This is a genomic window from Gilliamella sp. B3172, assembly GCF_026536465.1.
Classification (GTDB): domain Bacteria; phylum Pseudomonadota; class Gammaproteobacteria; order Enterobacterales; family Orbaceae; genus Gilliamella.
Window position 1 is genome coordinate 130,848 of sequence record NZ_JAFNOA010000005.1, and the last position, 22,986, is coordinate 153,833.

21 protein-coding genes are annotated in these 22,986 nt (G+C 35.6%); 9 read left to right on the forward strand and 12 right to left on the reverse strand.

All coding sequences use genetic code 11. From position 1 onward, the window contains the following. Position 1: 1 nt before the first annotated feature. Genes J3U37_RS07570 through nikA form a run of 5 tightly spaced genes read right to left on the reverse strand, consistent with a single transcriptional unit; the run spans position 2 to position 5,007 of the window. Positions 2 to 781, reverse strand: a complete 780-nt coding sequence (locus J3U37_RS07570) for an ABC transporter ATP-binding protein (RefSeq protein ID WP_267374116.1) — start codon at positions 779 to 781, stop codon at positions 2 to 4. Next, a complete protein-coding gene (locus J3U37_RS07575; RefSeq protein WP_267374118.1) occupies positions 782 to 1,648 on the reverse strand; it encodes an ABC transporter ATP-binding protein in 867 nt (288 codons plus the stop codon). It lies immediately after the preceding gene. Further along, complete coding sequence (gene opp1C / locus J3U37_RS07580) at positions 1,638 to 2,468, reverse strand: nickel/cobalt ABC transporter permease (RefSeq protein ID WP_416379997.1); 831 nt, start codon at positions 2,466 to 2,468, stop codon at positions 1,638 to 1,640. The genes J3U37_RS07575 and opp1C overlap by 11 nt, the downstream gene beginning before the upstream one ends. 2 nt (positions 2,469 to 2,470) lie before the next feature. After that, the gene (opp1B, locus tag J3U37_RS07585; RefSeq protein WP_267374123.1) at positions 2,471 to 3,415 is read right to left on the reverse strand and encodes a nickel/cobalt ABC transporter permease; all 945 of its coding nucleotides are present in this window, start codon (positions 3,413 to 3,415) and stop codon (positions 2,471 to 2,473) included. Between the two features lie 26 nt (positions 3,416 to 3,441). After that, positions 3,442 to 5,007, reverse strand: coding sequence for a nickel ABC transporter substrate-binding protein (gene nikA, locus J3U37_RS07590; protein ID WP_267374126.1), 1,566 nt, complete (start codon positions 5,005 to 5,007; stop codon positions 3,442 to 3,444). A gap of 305 nt (positions 5,008 to 5,312) precedes the next feature. Between nikA and J3U37_RS07595 the strand changes: the two genes are divergently transcribed. Next, on the forward strand, positions 5,313 to 6,617 hold the full coding sequence (locus J3U37_RS07595) for a DEAD/DEAH box helicase (protein WP_267374129.1): 1,305 nt from the start codon (positions 5,313 to 5,315) through the stop codon (positions 6,615 to 6,617). A 26-nt stretch (positions 6,618 to 6,643) separates the two neighbouring features. Continuing rightward, the gene (locus tag J3U37_RS07600; RefSeq protein WP_220217383.1) at positions 6,644 to 6,985 is read left to right on the forward strand and encodes a YggL family protein; all 342 of its coding nucleotides are present in this window, start codon (positions 6,644 to 6,646) and stop codon (positions 6,983 to 6,985) included. A gap of 80 nt (positions 6,986 to 7,065) precedes the next feature. On the opposite strand, the gene J3U37_RS07605 is transcribed toward J3U37_RS07600, so the two are convergent. Next, on the reverse strand, positions 7,066 to 8,658 hold the full coding sequence (locus J3U37_RS07605; RefSeq protein WP_267374132.1) for an ABC-F family ATPase: 1,593 nt from the start codon (positions 8,656 to 8,658) through the stop codon (positions 7,066 to 7,068). 357 nt (positions 8,659 to 9,015) lie between these two features. Between J3U37_RS07605 and J3U37_RS07610 the strand changes: the two genes are divergently transcribed. Then, positions 9,016 to 9,876 carry a DMT family transporter gene (locus J3U37_RS07610; protein ID WP_267374134.1) on the forward strand — a complete coding sequence of 287 codons (861 nt, stop codon included), beginning with the start codon at positions 9,016 to 9,018 and terminating at the stop codon, positions 9,874 to 9,876. On the opposite strand, the gene J3U37_RS07615 is transcribed toward J3U37_RS07610, so the two are convergent. Beyond that, positions 9,877 to 10,836, reverse strand: a complete 960-nt coding sequence (locus J3U37_RS07615; RefSeq protein WP_267329526.1) for an AEC family transporter — start codon at positions 10,834 to 10,836, stop codon at positions 9,877 to 9,879. It abuts the gene before it with no gap. 18 nt (positions 10,837 to 10,854) lie between these two features. Then, on the reverse strand, positions 10,855 to 11,628 hold the full coding sequence (yaaA, locus tag J3U37_RS07620; protein ID WP_267374136.1) for a peroxide stress protein YaaA: 774 nt from the start codon (positions 11,626 to 11,628) through the stop codon (positions 10,855 to 10,857). A gap of 76 nt (positions 11,629 to 11,704) precedes the next feature. On the opposite strand from yaaA, the gene J3U37_RS07625 reads away from it, so the two are divergent. Continuing rightward, positions 11,705 to 11,932 carry a YccJ family protein gene (locus J3U37_RS07625; protein ID WP_220217378.1) on the forward strand — a complete coding sequence of 76 codons (228 nt, stop codon included), beginning with the start codon at positions 11,705 to 11,707 and terminating at the stop codon, positions 11,930 to 11,932. 6 nt (positions 11,933 to 11,938) lie between these two features. Next, positions 11,939 to 12,856 (forward strand): ribonuclease Z, encoded by a 918-nt coding sequence (rnz, locus tag J3U37_RS07630; RefSeq protein ID WP_267374139.1) that lies wholly within the window; start codon positions 11,939 to 11,941, stop codon positions 12,854 to 12,856. Between the two features lie 241 nt (positions 12,857 to 13,097). Here the strand turns inward: rnz and J3U37_RS07635 are convergent, their stop codons facing one another. Then, the gene (locus tag J3U37_RS07635; RefSeq protein WP_267374142.1) at positions 13,098 to 13,658 is read right to left on the reverse strand and encodes an NAD(P)H-dependent oxidoreductase; all 561 of its coding nucleotides are present in this window, start codon (positions 13,656 to 13,658) and stop codon (positions 13,098 to 13,100) included. A gap of 107 nt (positions 13,659 to 13,765) precedes the next feature. Here J3U37_RS07635 and J3U37_RS07640 point away from each other — a divergent pair, with 107 nt between their 5' ends. Next, the gene (locus J3U37_RS07640) at positions 13,766 to 14,083 is read left to right on the forward strand and encodes a winged helix-turn-helix transcriptional regulator (RefSeq protein ID WP_267374143.1); all 318 of its coding nucleotides are present in this window, start codon (positions 13,766 to 13,768) and stop codon (positions 14,081 to 14,083) included. 75 nt (positions 14,084 to 14,158) lie between these two features. On the opposite strand, the gene argE is transcribed toward J3U37_RS07640, so the two are convergent. Beyond that, complete coding sequence (gene argE, locus J3U37_RS07645; RefSeq protein WP_267374145.1) at positions 14,159 to 15,316, reverse strand: acetylornithine deacetylase; 1,158 nt, start codon at positions 15,314 to 15,316, stop codon at positions 14,159 to 14,161. 267 nt (positions 15,317 to 15,583) lie between these two features. Between argE and J3U37_RS07650 the strand changes: the two genes are divergently transcribed. Genes J3U37_RS07650 through J3U37_RS07660 form a run of 3 tightly spaced genes read left to right on the forward strand, consistent with a single transcriptional unit; the run spans position 15,584 to position 20,605 of the window. Next, positions 15,584 to 16,657: an HlyD family secretion protein gene (locus J3U37_RS07650; RefSeq protein WP_220217375.1), complete on the forward strand. Its 1,074-nt coding sequence runs from the start codon at positions 15,584 to 15,586 to the stop codon at positions 16,655 to 16,657. A gap of 13 nt (positions 16,658 to 16,670) precedes the next feature. Then, a complete protein-coding gene (rbbA, locus tag J3U37_RS07655) occupies positions 16,671 to 19,469 on the forward strand; it encodes a ribosome-associated ATPase/putative transporter RbbA (RefSeq protein WP_267374147.1) in 2,799 nt (932 codons plus the stop codon). Positions 19,470 to 19,474: 5 nt separating this feature from the next. Further along, the gene (locus J3U37_RS07660) at positions 19,475 to 20,605 is read left to right on the forward strand and encodes an ABC transporter permease (protein ID WP_220217373.1); all 1,131 of its coding nucleotides are present in this window, start codon (positions 19,475 to 19,477) and stop codon (positions 20,603 to 20,605) included. Between the two features lie 185 nt (positions 20,606 to 20,790). Here J3U37_RS07660 and J3U37_RS07665 read toward each other — a convergent pair whose 3' ends face one another. Both J3U37_RS07665 and J3U37_RS07670 read right to left on the reverse strand, forming a co-directional pair. Continuing rightward, entirely contained in the window at positions 20,791 to 22,056 is a 1,266-nt protein-coding gene (locus tag J3U37_RS07665) for a Y-family DNA polymerase (protein WP_267374149.1), read from the reverse strand. Next, on the reverse strand, positions 22,056 to 22,499 hold the full coding sequence (locus J3U37_RS07670) for a LexA family protein (protein WP_267329533.1): 444 nt from the start codon (positions 22,497 to 22,499) through the stop codon (positions 22,056 to 22,058). Before J3U37_RS07670 ends, J3U37_RS07665 begins: the two co-directional genes overlap by 1 nt. Positions 22,500 to 22,986: the final 487 nt, after the last annotated feature.

The following is a 22,986-nucleotide window of genomic DNA, read 5'->3' on the forward strand; positions in this document are numbered from 1 at the left end:
TTTAAAAACCTAATACAGATTCAAGAAGTTGCTTAGAATAAGCATTTTTAACATTGCCTAATTGTTCGATATTATCAACATGTTCAACAATTTGTCCCTGATAAAAAAACATGGCTCGATCACAAAGATAAGTGATTGTCGTTAAGTCATGTGTAATAAAGATACTGGTTAAATTTAATTGTTTTTGTAAATCGGACAATAATGCTAAAATTTGTGCTTGCACTGAGATATCTAATGAGCTGACCGCTTCGTCGAATAAAATAAATTGAGGCTGACAAGCAATTGCTCGGGCAATACAGATACGTTGTAATTGGCCACCACTCATTTCATGAGGAAATCGGTTAGCAAAAGTATAATTTAAACCAACTTGCTCTAACAGTTCATCAATTCGTTTTTTACGTTGTTTATTAGATATTTTTTCATAAATATCAATTGGTTCTGCAATAATATTCTCAACGGTAAAATAAGGGTTAACCGAAGCATTATAATCTTGAAATACTGCGCTAAGATTACGTCGCATCACTGACTTTTTCCAGGCTTTTTTTGAAATGTCTTGCCCATTGAAATAGATTTTACCACTGTCGGGTTTTTCCAGTCCAAGAATCAATTTCCCGAGCGTACTTTTACCGCTACCGCTTTCACCGATAATGCCCAGACACTCACCGTGTTTTAACGATAAAGAAACATTATTGATCACTTTAGTTTTTTTTCGACTAAATAATCCTTGATCGGGTTGGACAAATGATTTGTTTAAATTTTCAGCTTGTAGTAAAACGGTCATTTAAATGCTCTCCAAGCTAACATTAAGAGGTTTAGGCTTAACTGCAGCGTTGAATTTTGTTACTAATTGTTTTCGAGCATTGATTAAGTACTGGGTATATTGATTTTTAGCATGATAAAAAATCTCATCTCGCGTTCCCTGTTCAACAATAGCGCCGTCTTTCATTACAATGATTTGATCTGCTATATGATGAATCACACCTAAATCATGTGAAATAAAGATCATGGCTGTTTTTGATTGTTGCTTAATTTGTTCAAACATCTTAAGGATATGATATTGGCTAATCGAGTCTAAAGCCGTTGTCGGCTCATCGGCAATAATAAGCTCGGGTTCTAGCATTAGAGCAATTCCGATCATAATTCTTTGCAGCATGCCACCACTTAATTGATGTGGATGCTTGTTGTAAATTATTTTAGGATTATCTAAACCGATGGTTTCAATCATGCATAGGGTTTTATCAATAGCTTCACTTTTAGACAATTTACGGTGAGCAAGTAACGTTTCAACAACTTGCTTGCCAATACAATAAAGTGGATCAAAAGCATTCATCGGGTGCTGTAGGATAACTGAAATAGTGTTGCCACGAATATTACGTAATACTTCTTTACGTTGTTTCAATAGATCAGCACTTGATGAAAAATGTCTGTTTTTTTGTTTTGGAGAAAATAAAACTTCGCCCTTAACTCGAAAATAGGGTTCTAACAAGCCTATAATTGCTTTACATGTTAAGCTTTTACCGCTTCCACTTTCACCCACAATACCCATGCATTGATAATGATCTATACTAAAAGATAGATTATCTAATAGTGTTTTGCCATTACTAAGTGTTACGTTAAGATCCTTGATCTCAAGTAATTTATGACTCATTTGATTTGTCCTTTGGATCGAGAATATCTCTCAAACAGTCGCCTAACATATTAAAGGCTGCCACCACAATTAAAATAGCTATTCCGGGAAAAACCATTTGCATTGGGTGTTGGATCATCACATTTTTTGCCTCGCTCAACATAAGCCCCCATTCAGCCGTAGGGGCTTGAACACCCAATCCGATGAACGATAACGCCGAAATATTTAAAATAACCCAACCAGTATCTAAAGTTGCTAATACCACCAATTCAGACATAATATTTGGCAATAAATGACGGCGTATGATGAAAATATTGGATGCGCCAATGGCTCGTGAAAAAAGAATATAATTTTTTCGACTGTGTTTGATTACCGAACTTCGTATCATGCGGCTATACCAAGCCCATTTAACGACAATATTAGCAATAATAACATTTTCAATTCCAACACCTAGCACCCCAACTATGGCCAGAATCATCACTTGACTAGGAAAAGACAGCATAACATCACAAAGGCGCATAATGCATTCATCAAGCTTACCACGTTGATAACCTGAAATCAGACCAATAACGGTACCAATGACAATGGTGATTATCATCGTAAGCAGTGATAAAAATAGGGTAGAGCGGATACCATAAAGTAAACGAGAAAAAATGTCTCGTCCTAAATGGTCACAGCCCAGCCAATGTTCGCCAGACATGCTAGCATATTTACGCACTATACGAACTTTATTCGGATCAAATGGGGCAATATAGGGTGCTAAAATCCCAAGAATAATGATTAAAGTAATCAAGACGATACAACACAAAGCCGTTTTATTTTTGATAAGTTGCTTTAGTATAATCATCTGATACCACCACTATCTCGTAAACGAGGATCGAGCAATTGATGAACGACATCAACAATGAAATTACACACCACAAATAAAATCGCCATAATTAAAATATAAGCTTGGATAACCGGATAATCTCGATTCATAATGGCTGCAATACACAAACGTCCAAGCCCTGGCCATGAAAAAATATATTCCACAACAAAAGATCCCGCTATTAATTGGGGAATTGTCATACCTAATGCCGTTATGGTGGTATGTAATGAATTAACTAAGACATGTTTTAAAATAATTGAGCGTTCTTTTAAGCCTCGGCTACGTGCATAAAATACGCTGTAGTTATGCATATTTTCGAGCATATTATTACGAATAAATCGGACGTAGGTTGAGATATAAACGAAAGATAATGTTAAAGTTGGCAAAATTAAATTTTGCCATGTGCCATAGCCGTTAGTGGGTAAAAGATCTAAATAATTGGCAAACAACCAGATAAAAAGCAGACCAAGCCAATAACTTGGCATAGCGGTACCTAAAAATATGATTATCCGTACAATATGATCGAATACCGAATTGGCGAAAATAGCACATAATACGCCTAAAATAACACTTACAATCAATGTAAAGATAAAAGACGAAATGGCTAAAACAACTGTTGGAACTATGCTACGTAACATTTCATCCCAAACTAATCTGTCACGATGTATAAACGAACGCCCAAAATCAAGGTGAAAGACGTTATATAGCCAGGTAAAGTAACGATTCCAAAAAGGTTTATTTAATCCGAGTTCCTCTCGCATACTTTCAATAGCATCCGGTGTTGGCATGATTTCATTAAGACGCAAAGCAACTTCAGCGGGATCAGAAGGCGCTAAATTGATAAGTAAAAAAGCGATAAATGAGATACCAAATAAAATTGGTATCATCATTATTAAACGTTTTAAGATATAACTTAACATGCTAATTGATCAATAAAACCAGTAGATTAATAGTGCATTTTTTCGAATGGTATATCAAACTGAGAAGGCGCAAATTCGATCCCTTTTAATGATTTTACTGCAATAGCACGATTTCGTTCATAAGTTAGTGGGATATAAACCGCTTGATCATGCAGGGTTTGCAGTACATAACGATACAAGTTTTGACGTTCTTGCTCATCAGTCGAAATTAGCGCTTTACTAATACTGGCATCGATCTGAGGTTTTTCTTTTAATCCTTGTTGTGCCATATAGTCGCCATAAACCGGAAGTTTCATGCCAGATAGGAATGATTGAGGGTCATAAGGCATTCCCCATGAGATATCAAACACCATATCAAAATCGCCGGCTTTTTGACGATCACGATAGCCTTGTTCTTCCTCGCCATGAATATTGAGCTTCAATCCAACTTGCTCAAATTCGTCTTGCATGTATTGTGCAATGGTTTTTTGTGACGCAGTATTACTATCATAGTAAAGGGTAATTTCAAAAGGTTTGCCATCTTTTTGACGGTAATTTTCACCGTTTGCCTTAACCCAACCAGCCTGATCAAGTAATTGTTCAGCTAATTTAGGATTATACTCATACGGTTTCAGTCCTAGATTGGCATAAGGTATATTTGTTGCCATTAAGGTATCAGCTGGCGCCTCACTATTGTTAAATATACCTTCCGATATATCTTTTTTACTAATGATATGCTCAATAGCTTGTCTTACATGGATATCACTTAAAGCTGGTCTTGTGGTATTCATTAAAACAATACGGCTTGAAACAGGCTTAGACATTAATGTCTGAAACTTATCCATTTTGGAAAACCGCTCATAAGAATCAGCATCAACCATGTTTTTACCATAAATGAGATCAATTTCACCTTTTTCCAGTGCCATTAAGCGACTCTGATTATCAGCAATTACTTTCATGGTGACTTTTTTGATTTGCGGCTTATTGCCCCAATAAGTCGGATTAGCGGTAAATATGGCATACTGATCTTTTTTATGATCAGTTAATACATAAGGACCAGTTCCGATATAAGCGTTAACTCCATCTTTGGTTTCACCGTTTTTCATTGAATTTGGGGAAATAAAACGCATAGGGCGTGTCACTGCAATTTCAATCAAAAATGGATAATAAGGTTCGGATAGATTCACCTGCAACGTATAATCATCTATTGCTTTTATATCGGTAATTAAACGCACCATTTCAAGCCATGTATGACGAACTTTATTCGATAGTACAGCATCCCAGTTAAGTTTTGCGCTATGTGCATCGAATTTTGCACCATCACTAAAGGTGACATCTTGTCTCAATTTGAAAGTATAGGTTTTACCTTGATTGGTAATTGTCCAACTCTCAGCTAACCAAGGCGAGAATGTACCATTTTCATTGTAGTGTACTAAAGATTCATAAAGCATGTTTTGTGCCCACATTTCACCGGAATAGAGATGAGGGTTTAAATCACGAATATCACGAAAGTTTGCAAAAGTGATATCATCTTTAGCAAAGCAGTTAATACTAACGGTCGTTAAAATTAACGCTATTAGTATTTTTTTTGTACGGCTGAAATTAAAAAGCATACATAGTCCATTAATCAATTACAATTGGGTGCGAGATAGTAGCATAAATGGAAATGATAATAAATATCATTTAGCTGGTTTTTTATAAAAAACATTTTAAAAATCAGGGTGTTCATTTTTTATAAATTGCTGTTTATTGAGTTAAAGCGAAGTAATCGTTATAAAAAATAGTCTTATCTTTTCGACTGTTATTGTTTGATACACAATGTTTTCAATCAGTATCGGTAAATAATCAAACAATTATAGTCGAATTGTTTTATAATAATTTTCGACAATTCAATTTTCGTTTATTTAGGAATCATTTCATGTCATTTGACTCTCTTGGCTTAAGTGTCGAGATTTTAAAAGCAGTAAAAGAACAAAACTATACCCATCCCACTCCAATCCAACAAAAAGCCATTCCAGTTATCTTATCAGGTAATGATCTTATGGCTAGCGCACAAACAGGAACAGGTAAGACAGCCGGCTTTGCATTACCTATTTTACAAAAGTTAATTGAGCAACAAAATAATGCTCCACAAAGAACGACTGGTAGAAAAGGTAAACGCCCGTTGTATGCCTTGATCTTAGCGCCAACACGGGAACTTGCTGCGCAAATTGGCGAAAATATTCGTGATTATAGCCGCTATTTAGCGGTGCGTTCGTTGGTGGTATTTGGTGGGGTAAGTATTAATCCACAAATGATGAAACTTCGAGGCGGAGTTGATATTTTAATTGCCACTCCTGGGCGGTTGCTTGATTTGGTTCAACAAAATGCGGTTGACCTTTCAACTGTTAAAACGTTAGTACTGGATGAAGCTGATCGTATGCTTGATATGGGCTTTATTCATGATATTCGACGAGTGATTGCAAAATTACCCAAAAAGCGCCAAAACTTACTGTTTTCAGCGACATTTTCAGATGAAATTAAATCATTAGCAAATACAATTTTACATTTGCCCGAATCGATCGCTGTAGCAAAAACTAATAGTGCATCTGAGCAAATTACTCAATATATTCATCGGGTTGATAAACGGCGTAAACGTGAACTTCTTTCTTATTTGATTGGTAAAAACCAATGGCAGCAGGTGTTAATTTTTACGCGTACTAAATATGGAGCTAATCATCTTGCCGAACAGTTAACTAAAGATGGTATTAAAGCTTCTGCGATTCATGGTAATAAAAGTCAAGGGGCAAGAACCAAAGCCTTAGCGGACTTTAAATCGGGACAAATACGAGCACTCGTTGCTACCGATATAGCTGCGAGAGGGTTGGATATTGAACTATTGCCTCATGTAGTCAATTATGAATTGCCACAAGTAGCAGAAGATTATGTACATCGTATTGGTAGAACAGGGCGGGCACTAAATCAGGGGCAGGCAATATCATTAGTTTGTATTGATGAGCTTCCTCAATTAAAATCAATTGAGAAATTGATTAAAAAAACAATCCCGGAAATTTTTACTCAAGGATTTGAAGTTGATCCTCGAATTAAAGCCGAATCAGTAAAAAAAGCGACAGTCAAACAGGTTCCGGCAAAAAGAAGACGTGTTAGTCAAACACGAACTTCTAAAAATAACCAGAATAGTATGAAGCAATCTAGTCATCATACATATTCTAAAACTAACTAAATTATCTAAAGTAGAAGGATATCATTATGGCTAAGGTTAATCGCAGTCGTCGTTTAAGAAAAAAATTACATATTGAAGAGTTTAAAGAGCTAGGTTTTACTGTCAGTTGGACATTTGACGAAGGCACTAGCGAAGAAACTATTGATAACGTTGTCGATCAATTTATCATTGAAGCGATACAAGCAAACGGTTTGGCTTACGAAGGTAGTGGATATTTAAATTGGAAAGGCATCATTTGTACTCAAAAATTGGGTAATTGTACCGAAGAAAATCGTGACGTTGTCACAAAATGGCTTGAAAGCCATGGGCTTAAAAATGTTAAAACCAGTCCATTAATAGATATTTGGTGGGATGAGTTAGAGTTTTAATTTATCTAAACATAATTAACCTAAAAAAATAGCCACAGATGTGGCTATTTTATTAATCAGACGATATCTTTATTATATCTTTATTCGATCCCTTGGCTGCGCAAGTAATCTTCATAATTACCGGTATAATCAATCACTTTTTCCGGCGTTATTTCAACAATACGAGTTGCTAATGAGCTAACAAATTCACGGTCGTGCGACACAAAAAATAAAGTTCCTTGATATAGCTCTAATGCCATATTTAATGATTCGATCGATTCCATATCCAAATGATTTGTTGGTTCGTCCATGACAATGATATTTGGACGTTGCATCATCAATTTACCAAATAGCATACGGCCTTTTTCACCACCGGAAAGCACTTTAACTTGTTTTTTAATATCGTCTTGAGAAAACAGTAGTCGGCCCAAAATACTGCGAACGGCTTGCTCATCATCGTTGGGTTGTTTCCACTGACTCATCCAGTCAAATACAGTTAAATCTTCTTCAAACTCATATTCATGATCTTGGGCATAATAGCCAATATTGGCATTTTCCGACCACTTTATATCGCCTTGTTCAGGGATAATCTCCCCTATTAATGTTTTTAATAATGTTGATTTACCTATCCCGTTAGTACCCAAAATTGCGACTTTTTCACCCACTTCAACCATGAGATTTAAGTTTTTAAATAACGGGCCATTATCAAAACCTTTGGTAAGGTTTTCCACTACCAAAGCATTACGGAAAAGTTTTTTATCCTGTTCAAAACGAATAAATGGATTTTGCCGACTCGATGCTTTGACTTCTTCGAGTTTGATTTTTTCAATCTGTCTTGCTCGTGATGTTGCTTGCTTCGATTTTGAAGCGTTGGCACTAAAACGACTAACAAATGATTGTAATTCACTAATTTGCGCTTTTTTCTTAGCGTTGTCAGCTAATAGTCTTTCTCGAGCTTGGGTTGACGCTGTCATGTAATCATCATAATTGCCCGGATAAATACGAAGTTCACCGTAGTCCATATCCGCCATATGAGTACAAACCATATTTAGAAAATGGCGATCATGCGAAATAATGATCATGGTACTTTCACGTTCATTTAATGTCTCTTCTAACCAACGAATAGTATCAATATCTAAGTTATTGGTTGGTTCATCAAGAAGTAAAATATCCGGATTTGAAAAAAGTGCTTGAGCTAAAAGCACACGTAATTTCCAGCCGGGTGCAATTTCGCTCATAAGTCCATAATGTTGTTCAACCGGAATACCCACCCCAAGTAAAAGTTCTCCAGCTCGAGCCTCAGCACTATAACCATCCATTTCTGCATACTGTGTTTCCAAATCGGCAACTTTAAACCCATCCTCTTCACTCATTTCAGGTAATGAATAGATACGGTCACGCTCCTGCTTAATGTGCCATAGTTGAGTATGTCCCATGATAACCGTATCGAGCACTGTAAACTCTTCAAAGGCGAACTGATCTTGGCGTAATTTACCTAATCTTTCATGAGGATCTAAAGCAACATTCCCGGATGTTGGAACTAAATCGCCGCCAATAATTTTCATAAAAGTCGATTTGCCGCTTCCATTTGCTCCAATCAGCCCGTAACGGTTGCCGTTACCAAACTTAACTGAAATATTTTCAAATAGCGGTTTACTACCAAATTGCATGGTGATGTTGTTTGTACTTAACACAAATATTTACTCTCTTTAACATGCGCTTGTTCGTAAAAGTTATCAAAAACTTTTAGCAAAGTCGCAAAAATATAATTTGGCGCACATTATGCCATAATTGAACTTTTTTGAGGATGATTGTTTTTGAAGATGATTGTTTTAAAAATTGCTATTTGTTTAGCAAAGTTTAGGTAATATGACTTATTCGTCGGATTTATAATCCAATATATCAGAAATTATTGTTCTTTATAAAAGCAATCAGTAAATATTTTCATTATTATTTTATCTGTTGTACACAATTCAAATCCCATAATGTTTACAAGTGTAAGATGAATTGATACGATGCAGCCCATTTATCATTCTTTATTGTTATCAATTATGTCTTATCTTATTTTCGTGACCATTGTTTGGTCATTTTCATTTAGTTTAATTGCGATTTATATAAGTGGGCAGGTGGATACTTGGTTTGCTGTTGTGATTCGAGTGTTATTGGCTTTTCTAACCTTTATTCCTTTTTTACGCTTTGGCAACATTTGCCTTAAACAAATGCTGTTATTAATGGGAGTAGGGGCGTGTCAATTAGGGATTATGTACTTTTTTTATTATAACTCTTTTCAATACATATCCGTGCCGGAAGTTTTATTATTTACAATTTTTACGCCAATTTATGTGACTGTCATTTATGATTTATTGCAAGGACATCGTCTCAGAGTAAATTATCTACTTACCGCTGTTCTAGCAGTCATTGGTGCAGCCATTATTCGCTATGATCATATTAACCAGGATTTTATTATTGGATTTTTACTTGTTCAAGGCGCAAATATTGTCTTTGCTTTGGGGCAGGCTGGTTATAAACGCATTATGGAACTCTACCCTTTACCGCAACATCAAGCATTTGCTTGGGTTTACCTTGGTGCGGTAATTGTCGCAAGTTTAGGGTGGTGGTTATTTGGTGATTCATCCAAATTACCCACAACCAATATACAATGGATAGTCATTGTCTGGCTAGGCGTAATTGCATCAGGGTTGTGCTATTTTTTATGGAATTATGGGGCGACAAAAGTTGATTCCGGTACGTTGGCTATTATGAATAATGTCGTTATCCCGTCAGGCATTTTAGTTAATGTTATTGTTAGTCATCAATCTATTGATTGGGTGCGGTTTTTAATTGGTAGTGCAGTCATCGTTTTAGCATTAAAATTACACTACAAAGTGAAAAGTAATGCTAGCAAGGGTTAATTAAGTAAAAGGTAGTTGCATCATAATCGATAAAATCAACGGTGTTGTGATAGACGACAATGCCGTTGAAATTAGCAAACTCGACGCAATAGGTCCTTGAAGTACTTCAAATTGTCGAGCCATCATATAACAATTTATAGCTATCGATACTGAGCTTAATAAAACAACGACTTGCAGCTCTAGTGTTGGCAATCCGATTATTTTAGCTAAAATATAAGTAACAATCGGTAATATGGCTAATTTTAATATACAAATAGAGCCGGTAAGCAATAATTCATCCCGAATTTTATATTCTGCCAGCCCCATTCCTAATACAATCAATGACAATGGCGCAGTCATATCACTAACCATTTTGGCTGATTTATCAATAAATTGAGGTAATGGTATGCCGGTAAAGTTGACTACAATTCCTACAAAAATACCTAAAATAATTGGGTTTTTTGAGACATTTTTAAACGCTTTAACAAAACCTTTAGTTGAAAGTTTCCCCATTTGAACAAACTCAATGCAAACTGTGGCAAGTGTCCAAAGTATCAGTGCATTGAAAATAACAATTATGGCAACAATTGGAATGGCGTTATCGCCTAACAACATTTTAATTATCGGTATACCGACAAAGACGGTGTTTGTGTAAATACCGCCCATTGCAAACATAGTGCTTTGAGTTCCATTTAATTTAAAGCATTTCGAAGCAATGATGCAGCCCAATGCAAAAACAATAAAGGAACTTCCAAAAAAGACCAACAACAATTTAATATCGATTTGCGAATGCTCAGAAAAATGGCTCATAATTTGAAAGAGCATAATTGGAAAAGCAATATAAAAAGTAAATTTAGTTAAACTATCGGTTACTGTTTTTTGCCAACGCCCAATTTTAATCGCTAAGTATCCTAATAAGATCAGGACAAATAGGGGCAAAGTCGCTAAAAACTGTTGTCCTAATGTTGTGAGAAATTCCATCTATCTTTGTCTATCGTGTTATGCATGGTTTCGAATAAAGAACCATTCTAATTCAGTTGAACGTTTTGAATCAAACTGATAACCTTCTAAATTAAAACTTTTAATATCATTACTTTGATTAATATTATTTTTGATAATAAATCGGCTCATTAACCCACGGGCTTTTTTGGCATAAAAACTGATAACTTTAAATTCGCCTTTGCTTTTATCTAAAAATACAGGCTGGATGATGCTTGCTTTGAGTTGTTTTGCTTTTATTGCCTTAAAGTACTCGTTAGACGCTAAATTGATCAAAGTTGGATTGGCTGATTGAGCAAGTTCCTTGTTGAGATAATCGGTTAACTTATCACCCCAGAACTGATAAAGATTAGAATTATGACCATTTTTTAATCTTATGCCCATTTCCAATCGATAAGGTTGGATCAGATCAAGGGGTCTTAATACACCATAAAGCCCTGATAATATTCTTAAATGGGATTGAGCAAAACTCAAATCTTTATCCGTAAAATCTTCGACATGAAGACCTTCGTAAACATCGCCTTTGAATGCTAATATCGCTTGTCTGGCATTATCAGGGGTGAAATTAGCATGCCAATCTTGAAATCGTTGATAATTCACTTCAGCCAGCTTAGGACTGATGGACATTAATTTAGCTAATTCGTTAGCTGAAAGTTTTTTACACACTTCAACCAACTGTTGAGTTTCTGGCATAAATTGTGGTTTAGAATAATCAGAAGTGATTAATGGACTTTGATAGTCAAGCGTTTTTGCAGGTGAGATGATTGTTAACATAAAGCTATTGCCCTATTGTAATTTGGATGAATTGGGGTTATTTTACACTTAATCTAATCAAATAAGGAGTCTTAATATGAATTCTACCAAAAAAGAAATACATGATATTCGTTCTTGGGCAAGTATTCGCGAAACTTCTATTGAAATTGCAGAAGCTATTTTTGAGTTAGCAAACTATGATGAAAAATTGGCTGAACAGATTTGGTCGGAAGGCAGTGATGAGGTTTTACCGCTAGCATTTTCGAAAACCAAAGCAGATAAACTATTTTGGGGCGAACAAACTATTGAACGCAAAAATATCTAAAACATTATGAAATTAACTTTTTTGGGAACCAGTGCAGGGTCGCCGACACAAGAACGTAATGTCAGTAGTATTGTGTTAGATCTGCGGGAAGAGAGAGGAAAATTATGGCTTTTTGATTGCGGTGAAGGAACACAAATGCAAATGTTAAAAGCTAAATTAAGCCTTTCAAAACTTGAAGTTATTTTTCTTACTCATCTACATGGCGATCACCTGTTTGGTTTACCCGGGGTACTTACCAGCCGTTCTTTAATGCAACACCAATCTGCTTTAACGTTAGTTGGACCTAAAGGAATTAAGCAATTTATTCAAACAGTTATTGACTTGAGTTATTCATGGCTATCTTATCCGCTTAATATTATTGAATTAGAGCATGATTGTCTGGTTTTCGATGATAATAAGTTTTTTGTCGAAGCAAAATTATTGCAGCATCGAGTACCAAGTTTTGGTTATCGAATTATCGAAAAAGATTTGTCGACCAGATTAAACATCGATAAATTAAGAGCAGATAATATTGATATTGGTCCACTTTATTCACTTTTGAAAGCGGGGCAGAGTGTAACGCTTAATGACGGTCGAATGATTAATGGTTTTGACTATCTGGATGAAGTGAGGAGCGGGAAAAAGATTGCTATTTTAGGCGATACTATCCCTTGTGATGCCTCGATTGAATTAGCAAAAGAAGTAGATCTATTAGTTCATGAGGCAACGCAAGAACATGCACTTGAAGAAAAAGCACTTGAGCGAGGGCATTCTACAACAGTACACGCCGCAAACATTGCTAAAAAAGCTAATGCTAAGCGACTTATTATTACGCATATTAGTCCTCGCTATACCTTGAATGACAAAACAAAATTAGTCAATGAGGCTAGAAATATTTTTGCATCTACTGAAATCGCAACTGACTTTGCTACTTTTCAAGTATAGTAAAATTAGCCGACCATATCGGCTAGTTGATTTTGTATCAGTTGGCTTCCTTCGTAAAAAGACAGTTAATCTTGGAAAGCATTGATTTTGTAAAAAATATCAAGACGTATATACCACTTTTTTTCTGTACAGAATAAAATTAATAAATTTCACTGAAAGATCTTGGATAAAATGCTCTATCTTTGTTATCTTTTAGTCAACGATATTTCTTAATAAGTGTATTAATAAGCTTTGATGAATTTTAAATTAACATCCCTAATTTTTTCATCCAAATTATATAATTGTCTGCACTTTTTTCTATATCGTTTTGTGTGATTTTATCTGGGTAGTCTGGCTCATTATTTGCGCCATAAATCGCAAAAAGGGGCTGATAATCAGCTTGAACATAATTCATCGTTAATTCGAATGGTTTAAGAACCTGCTCGAGCGTATATTTATAATGTCCCGATTTGCAATAGTCAGCTTCCTTTATACCCGCCGAAACCGCTAATCCTACTTTTTTATTTTTTAATTTATTTCCTGAAGATCCAAATGCCCAACCATAAGTCATGACCTCATCCAGCCATTTTTTTAATAATGGCGGACAATTAAACCAATATATTGGAAATTGAATAACTAAGTTTTGATGATTTTCAATTAAGCTTTGTTCGAAACTAGGATCTATTTTATAAGAGGGATAGTGTGAATAAAGATCATGTAGGGTTATTTGATCATGAAATTGATTTAATTTATTAAACCAGCATCGGTTAACATTTGAAGAAGCTAAATCTGGATGAGCAACAATCACTAAAGTCTGTTTCATTGTAAATATTCCTTATCTACTTATAATTGAGTCATAATAGTATCGATACAATTATTTTTAAAGTACGGTAATTATAGTTATGTACTATCTTTAGGGAGAGTGTAAACATGGAAAATCATCATTGTACCGGAGATAATTTTGAGAATAGTGGATTTAATTACACACTCTCAATGATTCGAGGTAAATACAAGATTGTTATTCTTTATTGGTTAAACGAAAATCAACCATCAATGCGATTTAATGAACTTAAACGAAGTATTAATGGCATTTCTTTTAAAACACTAAGTAATACTCTAAAAGAGATGGAAAAAGATAAATTGATTTTCAGAAAAGAATTTCCACAAATCCCCCCTAAAGTGGAATATGGGTTATTAGAAAGAGGCAAGTCTCTGGTGCCTATTTTAGATATGCTTTGCCAATGGTGAAATAACCATAAAGATGACAATTTAACATAATTTAAAATAATTTTATTCGCCGACGATGTCGGCGTATTTATATGATTAGAGACAAAAATCTTTGATCAAGTTTTCAATTGTTAATTTAGTTGGTTTCAAAAAGTCCATTGAAATAAATTCATCTGGTTGGTGTGCTTGTTCAATTGACCCTGGACCGAGCACAATGGTTGGCGAAATTTGATTTAGGTAGGGTGCTTCAGTACTGTAATTGACAGTTTGTGCACTGTGACCAACCAGTTTTTCAATATGCTGTAGAGCCGGATGATCTTTTTTACATTCATAGCCGGGAATTGGTGAAACTTCGTACTCAATAGCAACCCGATTTGGGTATTGTTCCATAACTGGTTTTAGCGCTTCACAAAGTGCGTTATATAACGAATCAACATCATTATTTGGTAAAACACGAATATCAATAATAAGTTCACAGCATCCACATATACGGTTAGCCGCATCTCCTCCATGAATAACACCCAAATTAAGCGTTGGATAGGGCACGCTAAACCCGTCATTATGATATTGCTCTTTGAATTTTTGTTTAAGGATTAATAAACGTTTAATGACTAAATGCATTACCTCAATAGCATTAATTCCTTTATCGGGATCACTTGAATGTCCCGATTTACCAATCACTTTTATCGAGTTAGAGATAAATCCTTTATGTGCTCGTATCGGAATTAATGAAGTCGGTTCGCCGATTATGGTACAGTCGGGTTGAAGTTGGGTATTTCTGGCGAAAAATGATGCACCGGCCATGGATGTTTCTTCATCGGCAGTAGCAAGAACATATATTGGTTTAGTTAATTTTTTTAGATCAATATCGCGCAGCGCATCTAAGATAAAAGCAAAAAAGCCTTTCATATCGGCTGTACCTAAACCATACAATTTATTGTCTTCTTCAGTTAATTTAAAAGGATCTTTAGTCCATTGACCGTCATCAAACGGAACAGTATCACTATGTCCACTTAATAATAATCCACCTTGTGTTTTATTATTGCTGTTGGAGTAGGTTGCTAACATATTGAATTTTTGGCGCGTATTAGGAACGGGCTGAATTTCAATTGTAAAGCCTAACTCTTCAAGCCATGTTGCTAATTTGTCGATTAAAGGTTTATTGGAATAATCTAATTTTTCATTAGAAACATTGCTAATTGTTGGTGTTGAGATTAATTCGTTATAAAGCGTTAAAAAAGAGGGTAAAGCCATGAAATTCACCTTTAAATAAAAATATACAATAGATCCATTTAGAATTTTCTAAGCATAGCATTTACTTCATTATTTGCCTATAACTAACCGATAGAGTTTAATCGCTTAGCTAAAATTAGCTTTTATTGCGCTTATTTCATGTCTTGATTTAATTTATAATAAACATTTGCTATTATTTAACAAATTATGGACAAATAGCATATAACGATTAATTCTTTCGTTAAGCTTGATATTAAAAATTAATCAGTTTAAAACAAGGTATTGGTTATGAAAAAAATAAGCAAAAAATGGATTATTATTGTACTTGTTATTATTGCTATTAGTTTTATTTTATGGCAACAATTTAAACCTGAAGGTTATGGCGCCGATTTTACCAATGGAAATGGGCGTATTGAAGCAACTGAAATTAATATTTCAACTAAATTAGCCGGAAGAATTGAAAAAATTAATGTCGATGAAGGCGATTTTGTTAAAGCAGGCCAACCGCTTGTTGTGATGCAAACTGATACTTTGCAAGCACAATTGAATGAGGCTCAAGCGCAGCTTTTGCAAGCAGTCAGCAATGAAACTAGTGCGAAAGCTCAAGTCGCCATTAAAATTAGTGATAAAGCAGTCGCATCAGCAGTAGTTAATCAATATGCCAGTGATTTAGATATCGCCGAAAAACATCTTCAACGAACAAAAACCCTTTCCCAAAAAGGGGCATTATCCATACAGCAATTAGATGATGATACGGCGAAAGTAAACAGTGCCAAAGCTACCCTAGATTCGGCAAAATCCAAAGTAGTTGCTGCCGATGCAGCAATTGACGTTGCTAAAGCTGAATTACAAAGCGCTCAATCTGCTATCCAAGTTGCTCAAGCGAGTATAAGACAAATTCAAGCAGACATTGATGATAGTACTTTAACTGCGCCTGTTGATGGACGTATCCAATACCGTATCGCTCAATTAGGGGAAGTTTTACCTTCTGGAGGTAAAGTCTTAAATTTAGTCAATTTATCTGATGTTTATTTAACCTTCTTTTTACCTGAAACGATAGCCGGGAAAGTTGCCATTGGTGATGAAGTAAGGCTGGTACTTGATGCGCTACCTGAAAAACCAATCTCAGCCAAAATCTCTTTTGTTTCTAGCGTCGCTCAATTTACTCCGAAAACAGTGGAAACCAAAGATGAGCGTCAAAAATTGATGTTTAGAGTAAAAGCCCAATTAAGTCCGGAATTATTGAGATGTTATATCACTCATGTTAAAACAGGATTACCTGGCGTTGCTTGGGTTCGACTTGATCCTAAAACTGAATGGCCAGCCGGCTTATCTGATATTGCTAAATGTCCAACAAAATAATTGGAGATAGCTTATGTCAGAATCAGACAGACAGGATTTAGTGAACTCCGCAGAAACTAGCTCCGATGATGATGCTGTCGTCAAAATCAGCGATGTTAGTTTGCATTATAAGAAAAACTGTGCGTTATCCAATATTAATTTAGCGATTCCACCTCGATGCATGGTTGGATTAATTGGTCCTGATGGTGTTGGTAAATCTAGCTTACTTTCACTCATTGCAGGTGCTCACGTTATTCAAGAAGGATTAGTCTATGTTTTAGAAGGTGATATGCGTGACAAAGACCATCGTAAATCGGTTTGTACTCGTATCGCCTACATGCCACAAGGGCTTGGAAAAAATCTTTACCCCACCTTATCTGTTGAAGAAAATCTTCAATTTTTTGCCCGCCTGTTTGGCAATGATGCAGCAGAGCGACGCCGTCGTATTGATGAGTTAACACGAAGTACCGGATTATATCCTTTTTTATCGAGACCTGCTGGCCGTTTATCTGGCGGTATGAAGCAAAAAGTCAGTTTATGCTCTGCTTTAATTCACGATCCGGATTTGTTAATTTTAGATGAGCCAACCACCGGTGTTGATCCACTTTCAAGAGCGCAATTTTGGCAATTAATCAATAAAATTCGTAAACAAAGACCACAGATGAGTGTCATTGTTGCAACGGCTTATATGGATGAAGCACAAAACTTTGATTGGTTGGTTGCTATGTATGGGGGAAAAATCTTAGAAACCGGCACGCCTAAATCATTATTAGCTAAAACCGGTAAAGATAATTTAGATGATGCGTTTATTCAGCTAATGCCTGAAAGTGCCAGACAAGGTTATCAAGCGGTTGAAATTCCACCATTAGATCTAAATAAAGATTTGCAAATAGCTATTGAAGCTAAAGGATTGACTAAACAATTTGGCGATTTTATAGCTGTAGATCACGTTAATTTTTCTATTAAGCAAGGTGAGATATTTGGTTTTTTAGGCTCAAATGGTTGTGGAAAATCAACGACAATGAAAATGCTGACCGGGTTATTGCCCATTTCATCGGGTGAAGCATGGTTATTTGGTAAACCTGTAGATGCCAGTGATATTAATGTCAGACGACATCTTGGCTATATGTCGCAAGCTTTTTCTTTATACAGCGAATTAACTGTCGAGCAAAACCTGGTTTTACATGCTCGCTTGTACGGTATCAATGAAAGTAAAATTCCTGCACGCGTACAAGAACTACTTAAACGTTTTGGTTTAGTGCAAGAAGCACAATATCTACCCGATAGTTTGCCTTTAGGCGTCAAGCAGCGATTATCTTTAGCCGTAGCGGTAGTGCATAATCCAGAAATTCTTATCCTTGACGAGCCCACTTCCGGTGTTGACCCTATCGCACGTGATGACTTTTGGCGTTTGATCATTGAACTTTCTCGCAAAGATAAAGTTACCGTTTTTATAACGACACACTTTATGAATGAAGCAGCAAGATGTGATCGCATCTCATTAATGCATGCCGGTAAAGTGCTAGCCAGTGATACGCCAGATAATATTATTGCTGCTAAAGGGGCAAAAACGCTAGAAGAAGCTTTTATAAACTACTTAATCGATGCAGGCGCAGACGATAATCATACTGAAGAAAATTCAACCACAACCGAGAAATCTTCGCCAGAAAATCAAACACAAAAAACGCAAAACCCGCATTTTAGTGGCTTTAGTTTAACACGGATGATTGGGTGTTTATGGCGAGAAACGCTTGAATTATCGCGCGATCCCTTACGAGCTCTATTGGCTTTGTTAGGTTCGGCTATCTTAATGTTAGTCATGGGGTACGGTATTACAATGGATGTTGAAGATCTACGTTTTGCTGTTCTTGATCGTGATCAAACAGTGGTTAGCCAAAATTACACGCTTAACTTATCGGGTTCTAAGCGATATTTTATTGAAAGGCCGCCGCTGACTAATTATGACGACATGGATGCACGATTACGTAGTAATGATATTGCGCTGGCGATCGAAATTCCCCCTAATTTTGGACGAGATATACAACGTGGTGATCCGGTTGATATTGCTGTATGGATTGACGGCGCTATGCCACTACGAGCTGAAACGATTAAAGGTTATGTTCAAGGCATGCATCTTGCGTGGTTAAGCCAAAAAGTGAAAGAAACCACCGGAAGTGATTCAACTAGTTTGGCCAATATTGAAACTCGATATCGTTATAATCCTGATATCAAAAGTTTGCAATCAATGGTGCCAGCCGTTATTCCTATATTACTTCTTATGATCCCTTCAATGCTTGCAGCATTATCTGTTGTTCGTGAAAAAGAGATGGGATCTATTATTAATCTCTACGTGACGCCAGTGACAAGAGCAGAGTTTTTATTAGGTAAACAGGTACCATACATTATCATTTCGATGTTGAGTTTTCTGTTACTACTTTTTATGGCTATCACTATTTTTGGTGTGCCGATAAAAGGAAGTCTCTTTACTTTATGCCTTGCGGCTTTTGCATATTGTATCATTTCAACAGGACTAGGCTTACTTGCTTCAACCGTCACTCGTAGCCAAATCGCCGTTATCTTTTTGACCTGTGTAGGCACAATGTTACCAGCAATTCAATTTTCAGGATTACTTAACCCGGTTGCTTCTTTAGAAGGAAGTGGTCGTTATATTGGTGAAGTTTATCCAACCACGCATATGTTAATTATTGCCAGAGGCGTATTTAACAAAGCACTAGGGCTTATTGATTTGCACCATTCTATTTTGGCTTTAATCATCACAATTCCAATTGTGCTTGGTGCCAGTATTTTGCTTCTTAAAAAACAGGATGGATAGATATTATGCAAAGTTTAATTAATATTTATCGTTTAGGTATTAAAGAGCTTTGGGGACTACTACGTGATCCTATTATGCTGTTGCTCATTGCTTATTGTTTTACCTTTGATATCTATATTGCCGCGACCGCAACATCAGATTCATTACATCACGCCTCAATAGCTGTTGTCGATGAAGATGATTCGCCACTATCAAGACAAATTACTGCCGCTTTTTATCCACCGATGTTTAACAAACCTGTTAAGTTATATTCCATGGATGAAGTGGATCGTGGAATGGATACTGATAGTTACACTTTTGCGTTAAATATCCCACCTAATTTCCAACGTGATGTGCTAAATAATCAAAGCCCTGAAATTCAACTCAATATTGATGCAACGAGAATGGGGCAGGCTTTTGTTGGAAATGGTTATATTACTCAAATTATTACTGGTGAAGTTACACAATACGTTAATCGTTATAGTCAAGCAACTAATTTACCTGTAAATATTCAAGTCCATACGGCTTTTAACCCCAATTTAAGCCGATCTTGGTTCGGTTCTGTTATGGAAATTATCAATATTGTCACAACGTTATCGATTATTCTTACCGGTGCGGCTTTAATGCGAGAGCGAGAGCATGGCACAATTGATCATCTTCTTTCCATGCCGGTGACGCCATTTGAAATCATGATCTCTAAAGTTTGGTCAATGGGGTTAGTCGTCTTGATATCAACATGGGTAGCTTTGCTGTTAGTTGTGCACAGTTGGCTTAATGTGCCAATTGCTGGCTCGATTACGTTGTTTCTTGTCGGGGCGGCACTGCATTTATTTGTGACAACGTCACTTGGGATATTTATGGCAACGGTTGCTAAATCAACAGCTCAATTTGCGATGTTACTTATTTTGATATTGCTGCCACTGCAAATGTTATCTGGCGGTAGTACACCAAGAGAAAGTATGCCTGAAATCGTTCAAAATATTATGATGTTTGCCCCTACCACTCATTTTGTCGAATTAGGGCAGGCAATATTGTATCGAGGAGCTGGTCTAAATGTCGTTTGGACTTCTTTTGCATGGTTATTGGCAATTGGGACAGTTTTCTTTTTATTTGCTTTAAAACGTTTTCGTAACTCTATTGTTAATATGGGATCCTAAAAGCGTTGATATAAATGTAAACAAACAATCCGGTATTGTTGTTATTATTGCGCCATTATGAAATGCTGATTTACCTTTATAATTTGAAAATGCCTATAGTGAACTAGAAACATTAGCCAAAATTATTTGGCGCATTGCCATAATCGAGTTATTTGTAGAATATGTTAAGATTGTTGAGGAAAATATTATCTCACTAATGGTAATTCGTTCCAACGAGTAGTATAACGTTTACTTAATAGCTCTCGTTTAATTTGCCATGGTGCTGCTTTTCTGGTTCCACCTAATGAAATGGTATTTTTCCCCATTTTTTGATTTATCAGATCAATTGTTTTCATTAACTGATCATTCTTATGTTGTAAAATTATTGATTGTTCAGTAATAAATAAATCAGACTGACAATAGTTATCTTTCGCCTTTAGATCAAGTAACATCACGCCAGATTTCATAAACATAAATCCCTTTTTATAAATTGTTTGTAACCCTTTTTGTGCTGCACGAATAATTAATCTTGAATCGTCAGTTGGCGAACTAAGCGGTACAACTATCGATGGATTATATTGAGCTAAATCCTGACGAAAGTGGTTTGTTTTTAAAAAAACAAGTACAGCATTTGCGACTGATTTTTGTTGCCTTAGTTTTTCTGCCCCTCGGCTTGCATGAATACGAATAGCTTCCTGTAAATCAAATAATTCGCCAGTTAATTGACCAAAACTACGAGATGTCATAATGTTTTTTTTCGGGGTAGAAAGATCATCCAATTCTATACAGCTTATTCCATTTAGTTCAAGTATTGTGCGTTCAAGTACGACTGAAAATTGTTGCTTAATTTGTTTTAAGTTAGCACGACGAAGATCTAACGCAGTAGTAATACCTAGGTTTTGCAATTTTTGAGCAATACGCCTACCAACTCCCCAAATTTCATCAATAGGAAATGTTTTTAATATATTATCCAGTAAGTTGGGATCATCAGGAAGACAATAAACGCCTTGATGAATGGGTTGTTTTTTAGCAATATGATTTGCTAACTTTGCTAAAGTATGGGTATGACCAATACCGATACTCACCGGAATGCCTGTATCACGTTTTACAACTGCTCTTAAGTTTTTGCAATGTGTTGTGACATTTGTAAATCCGGTTAATTGAATAAACGCTTCATCAATAGAGTAGGGTTCAATATCAGCAGTATAATGACGAACTGTATCAAATACACGCTCACTCATATCACCATAAAGTTCATAATTAGAACTCAATAATTTAATTTTTCTTCTAATTTTGGGTTCAATTTTGTAAGCTGGCATTCCCATTGGCACTAAAGGTTTGAGCTCATTAGAACGAGCGATAACACATCCATCATTATTGGATAAGATACCAATGGGTTTTCCTTCTAATTTTGGGTTAAAAACACGTTCACACGAAGCATAAAAATTATTACAGTCAATTAATCCTATCATCAATGGCCTCGTTTTCGTAACGAATGAATGGTATGTATTACCACTCCCCAAATGTGGACATCTTTACCAGTTAGCGAAATAGGGGGATACTGTTTATTGCCGGATAATAAGTAGTATTGTTCTTCAATTATACCTAAACATTTACAGGTTAATTCACCGTCAACAGCAGCAACAACTATATCGTCTATTTTGGGTTCTAAAGATCTGTCAACAACTAATAGATCTCCACTGTAAATACCATAATCAATCATTGAGTCACCTACAGCTTTAATATAATAAGTCGCGCTAGGATGTTTGACTAAATGCTGCGTCAAATCAAGCTTGGTTTCCAAATAGTCATCGGCCGGTGAAGGAAATCCTGCTCTAACCGGTGTATCAACTAAAGGTAAATAGTTTTTGATTGAATTATCTACAATCCCTAATACTACACAATATTTATTCAAGAAAATTCTCCTAAAAACAACACGAAATTCATCAAATATTTTTATATCTTCTGATATCATGTATAAATATACAGTATTTGTTGCCTGATTCAATAAAAAGAATGTAAAAAAAAAGAAATCCAAAATAATTACTGTTTAGTAAGTTTTTTTCCTTATTAATAAATTTTGTTATATGCTGTAGATCATAAAAAAGTATATTGCTTAAAATCTAAACGCCAAATAACTTAGATAAGCTTTATTACTTAAAAATTTTCTGTTGTATAGCTAAACTTTTATTATGATGATAAACAAAAAGGGTAAATAGGGATTGTTATTTAGAAATGATGATTTTTAGTGCCTATTTGATTTGAAAAAAGTTAAAATATATCCCAAATAAAAAATAAATTAATTGAGAAATATATCGGTTTACGGTCTAACGTAAAAAGTAATGCACTGCTGTCTATTCGTTTTTTAGGTTCTATACTTTTTTAATTCATTAACAAAAGGA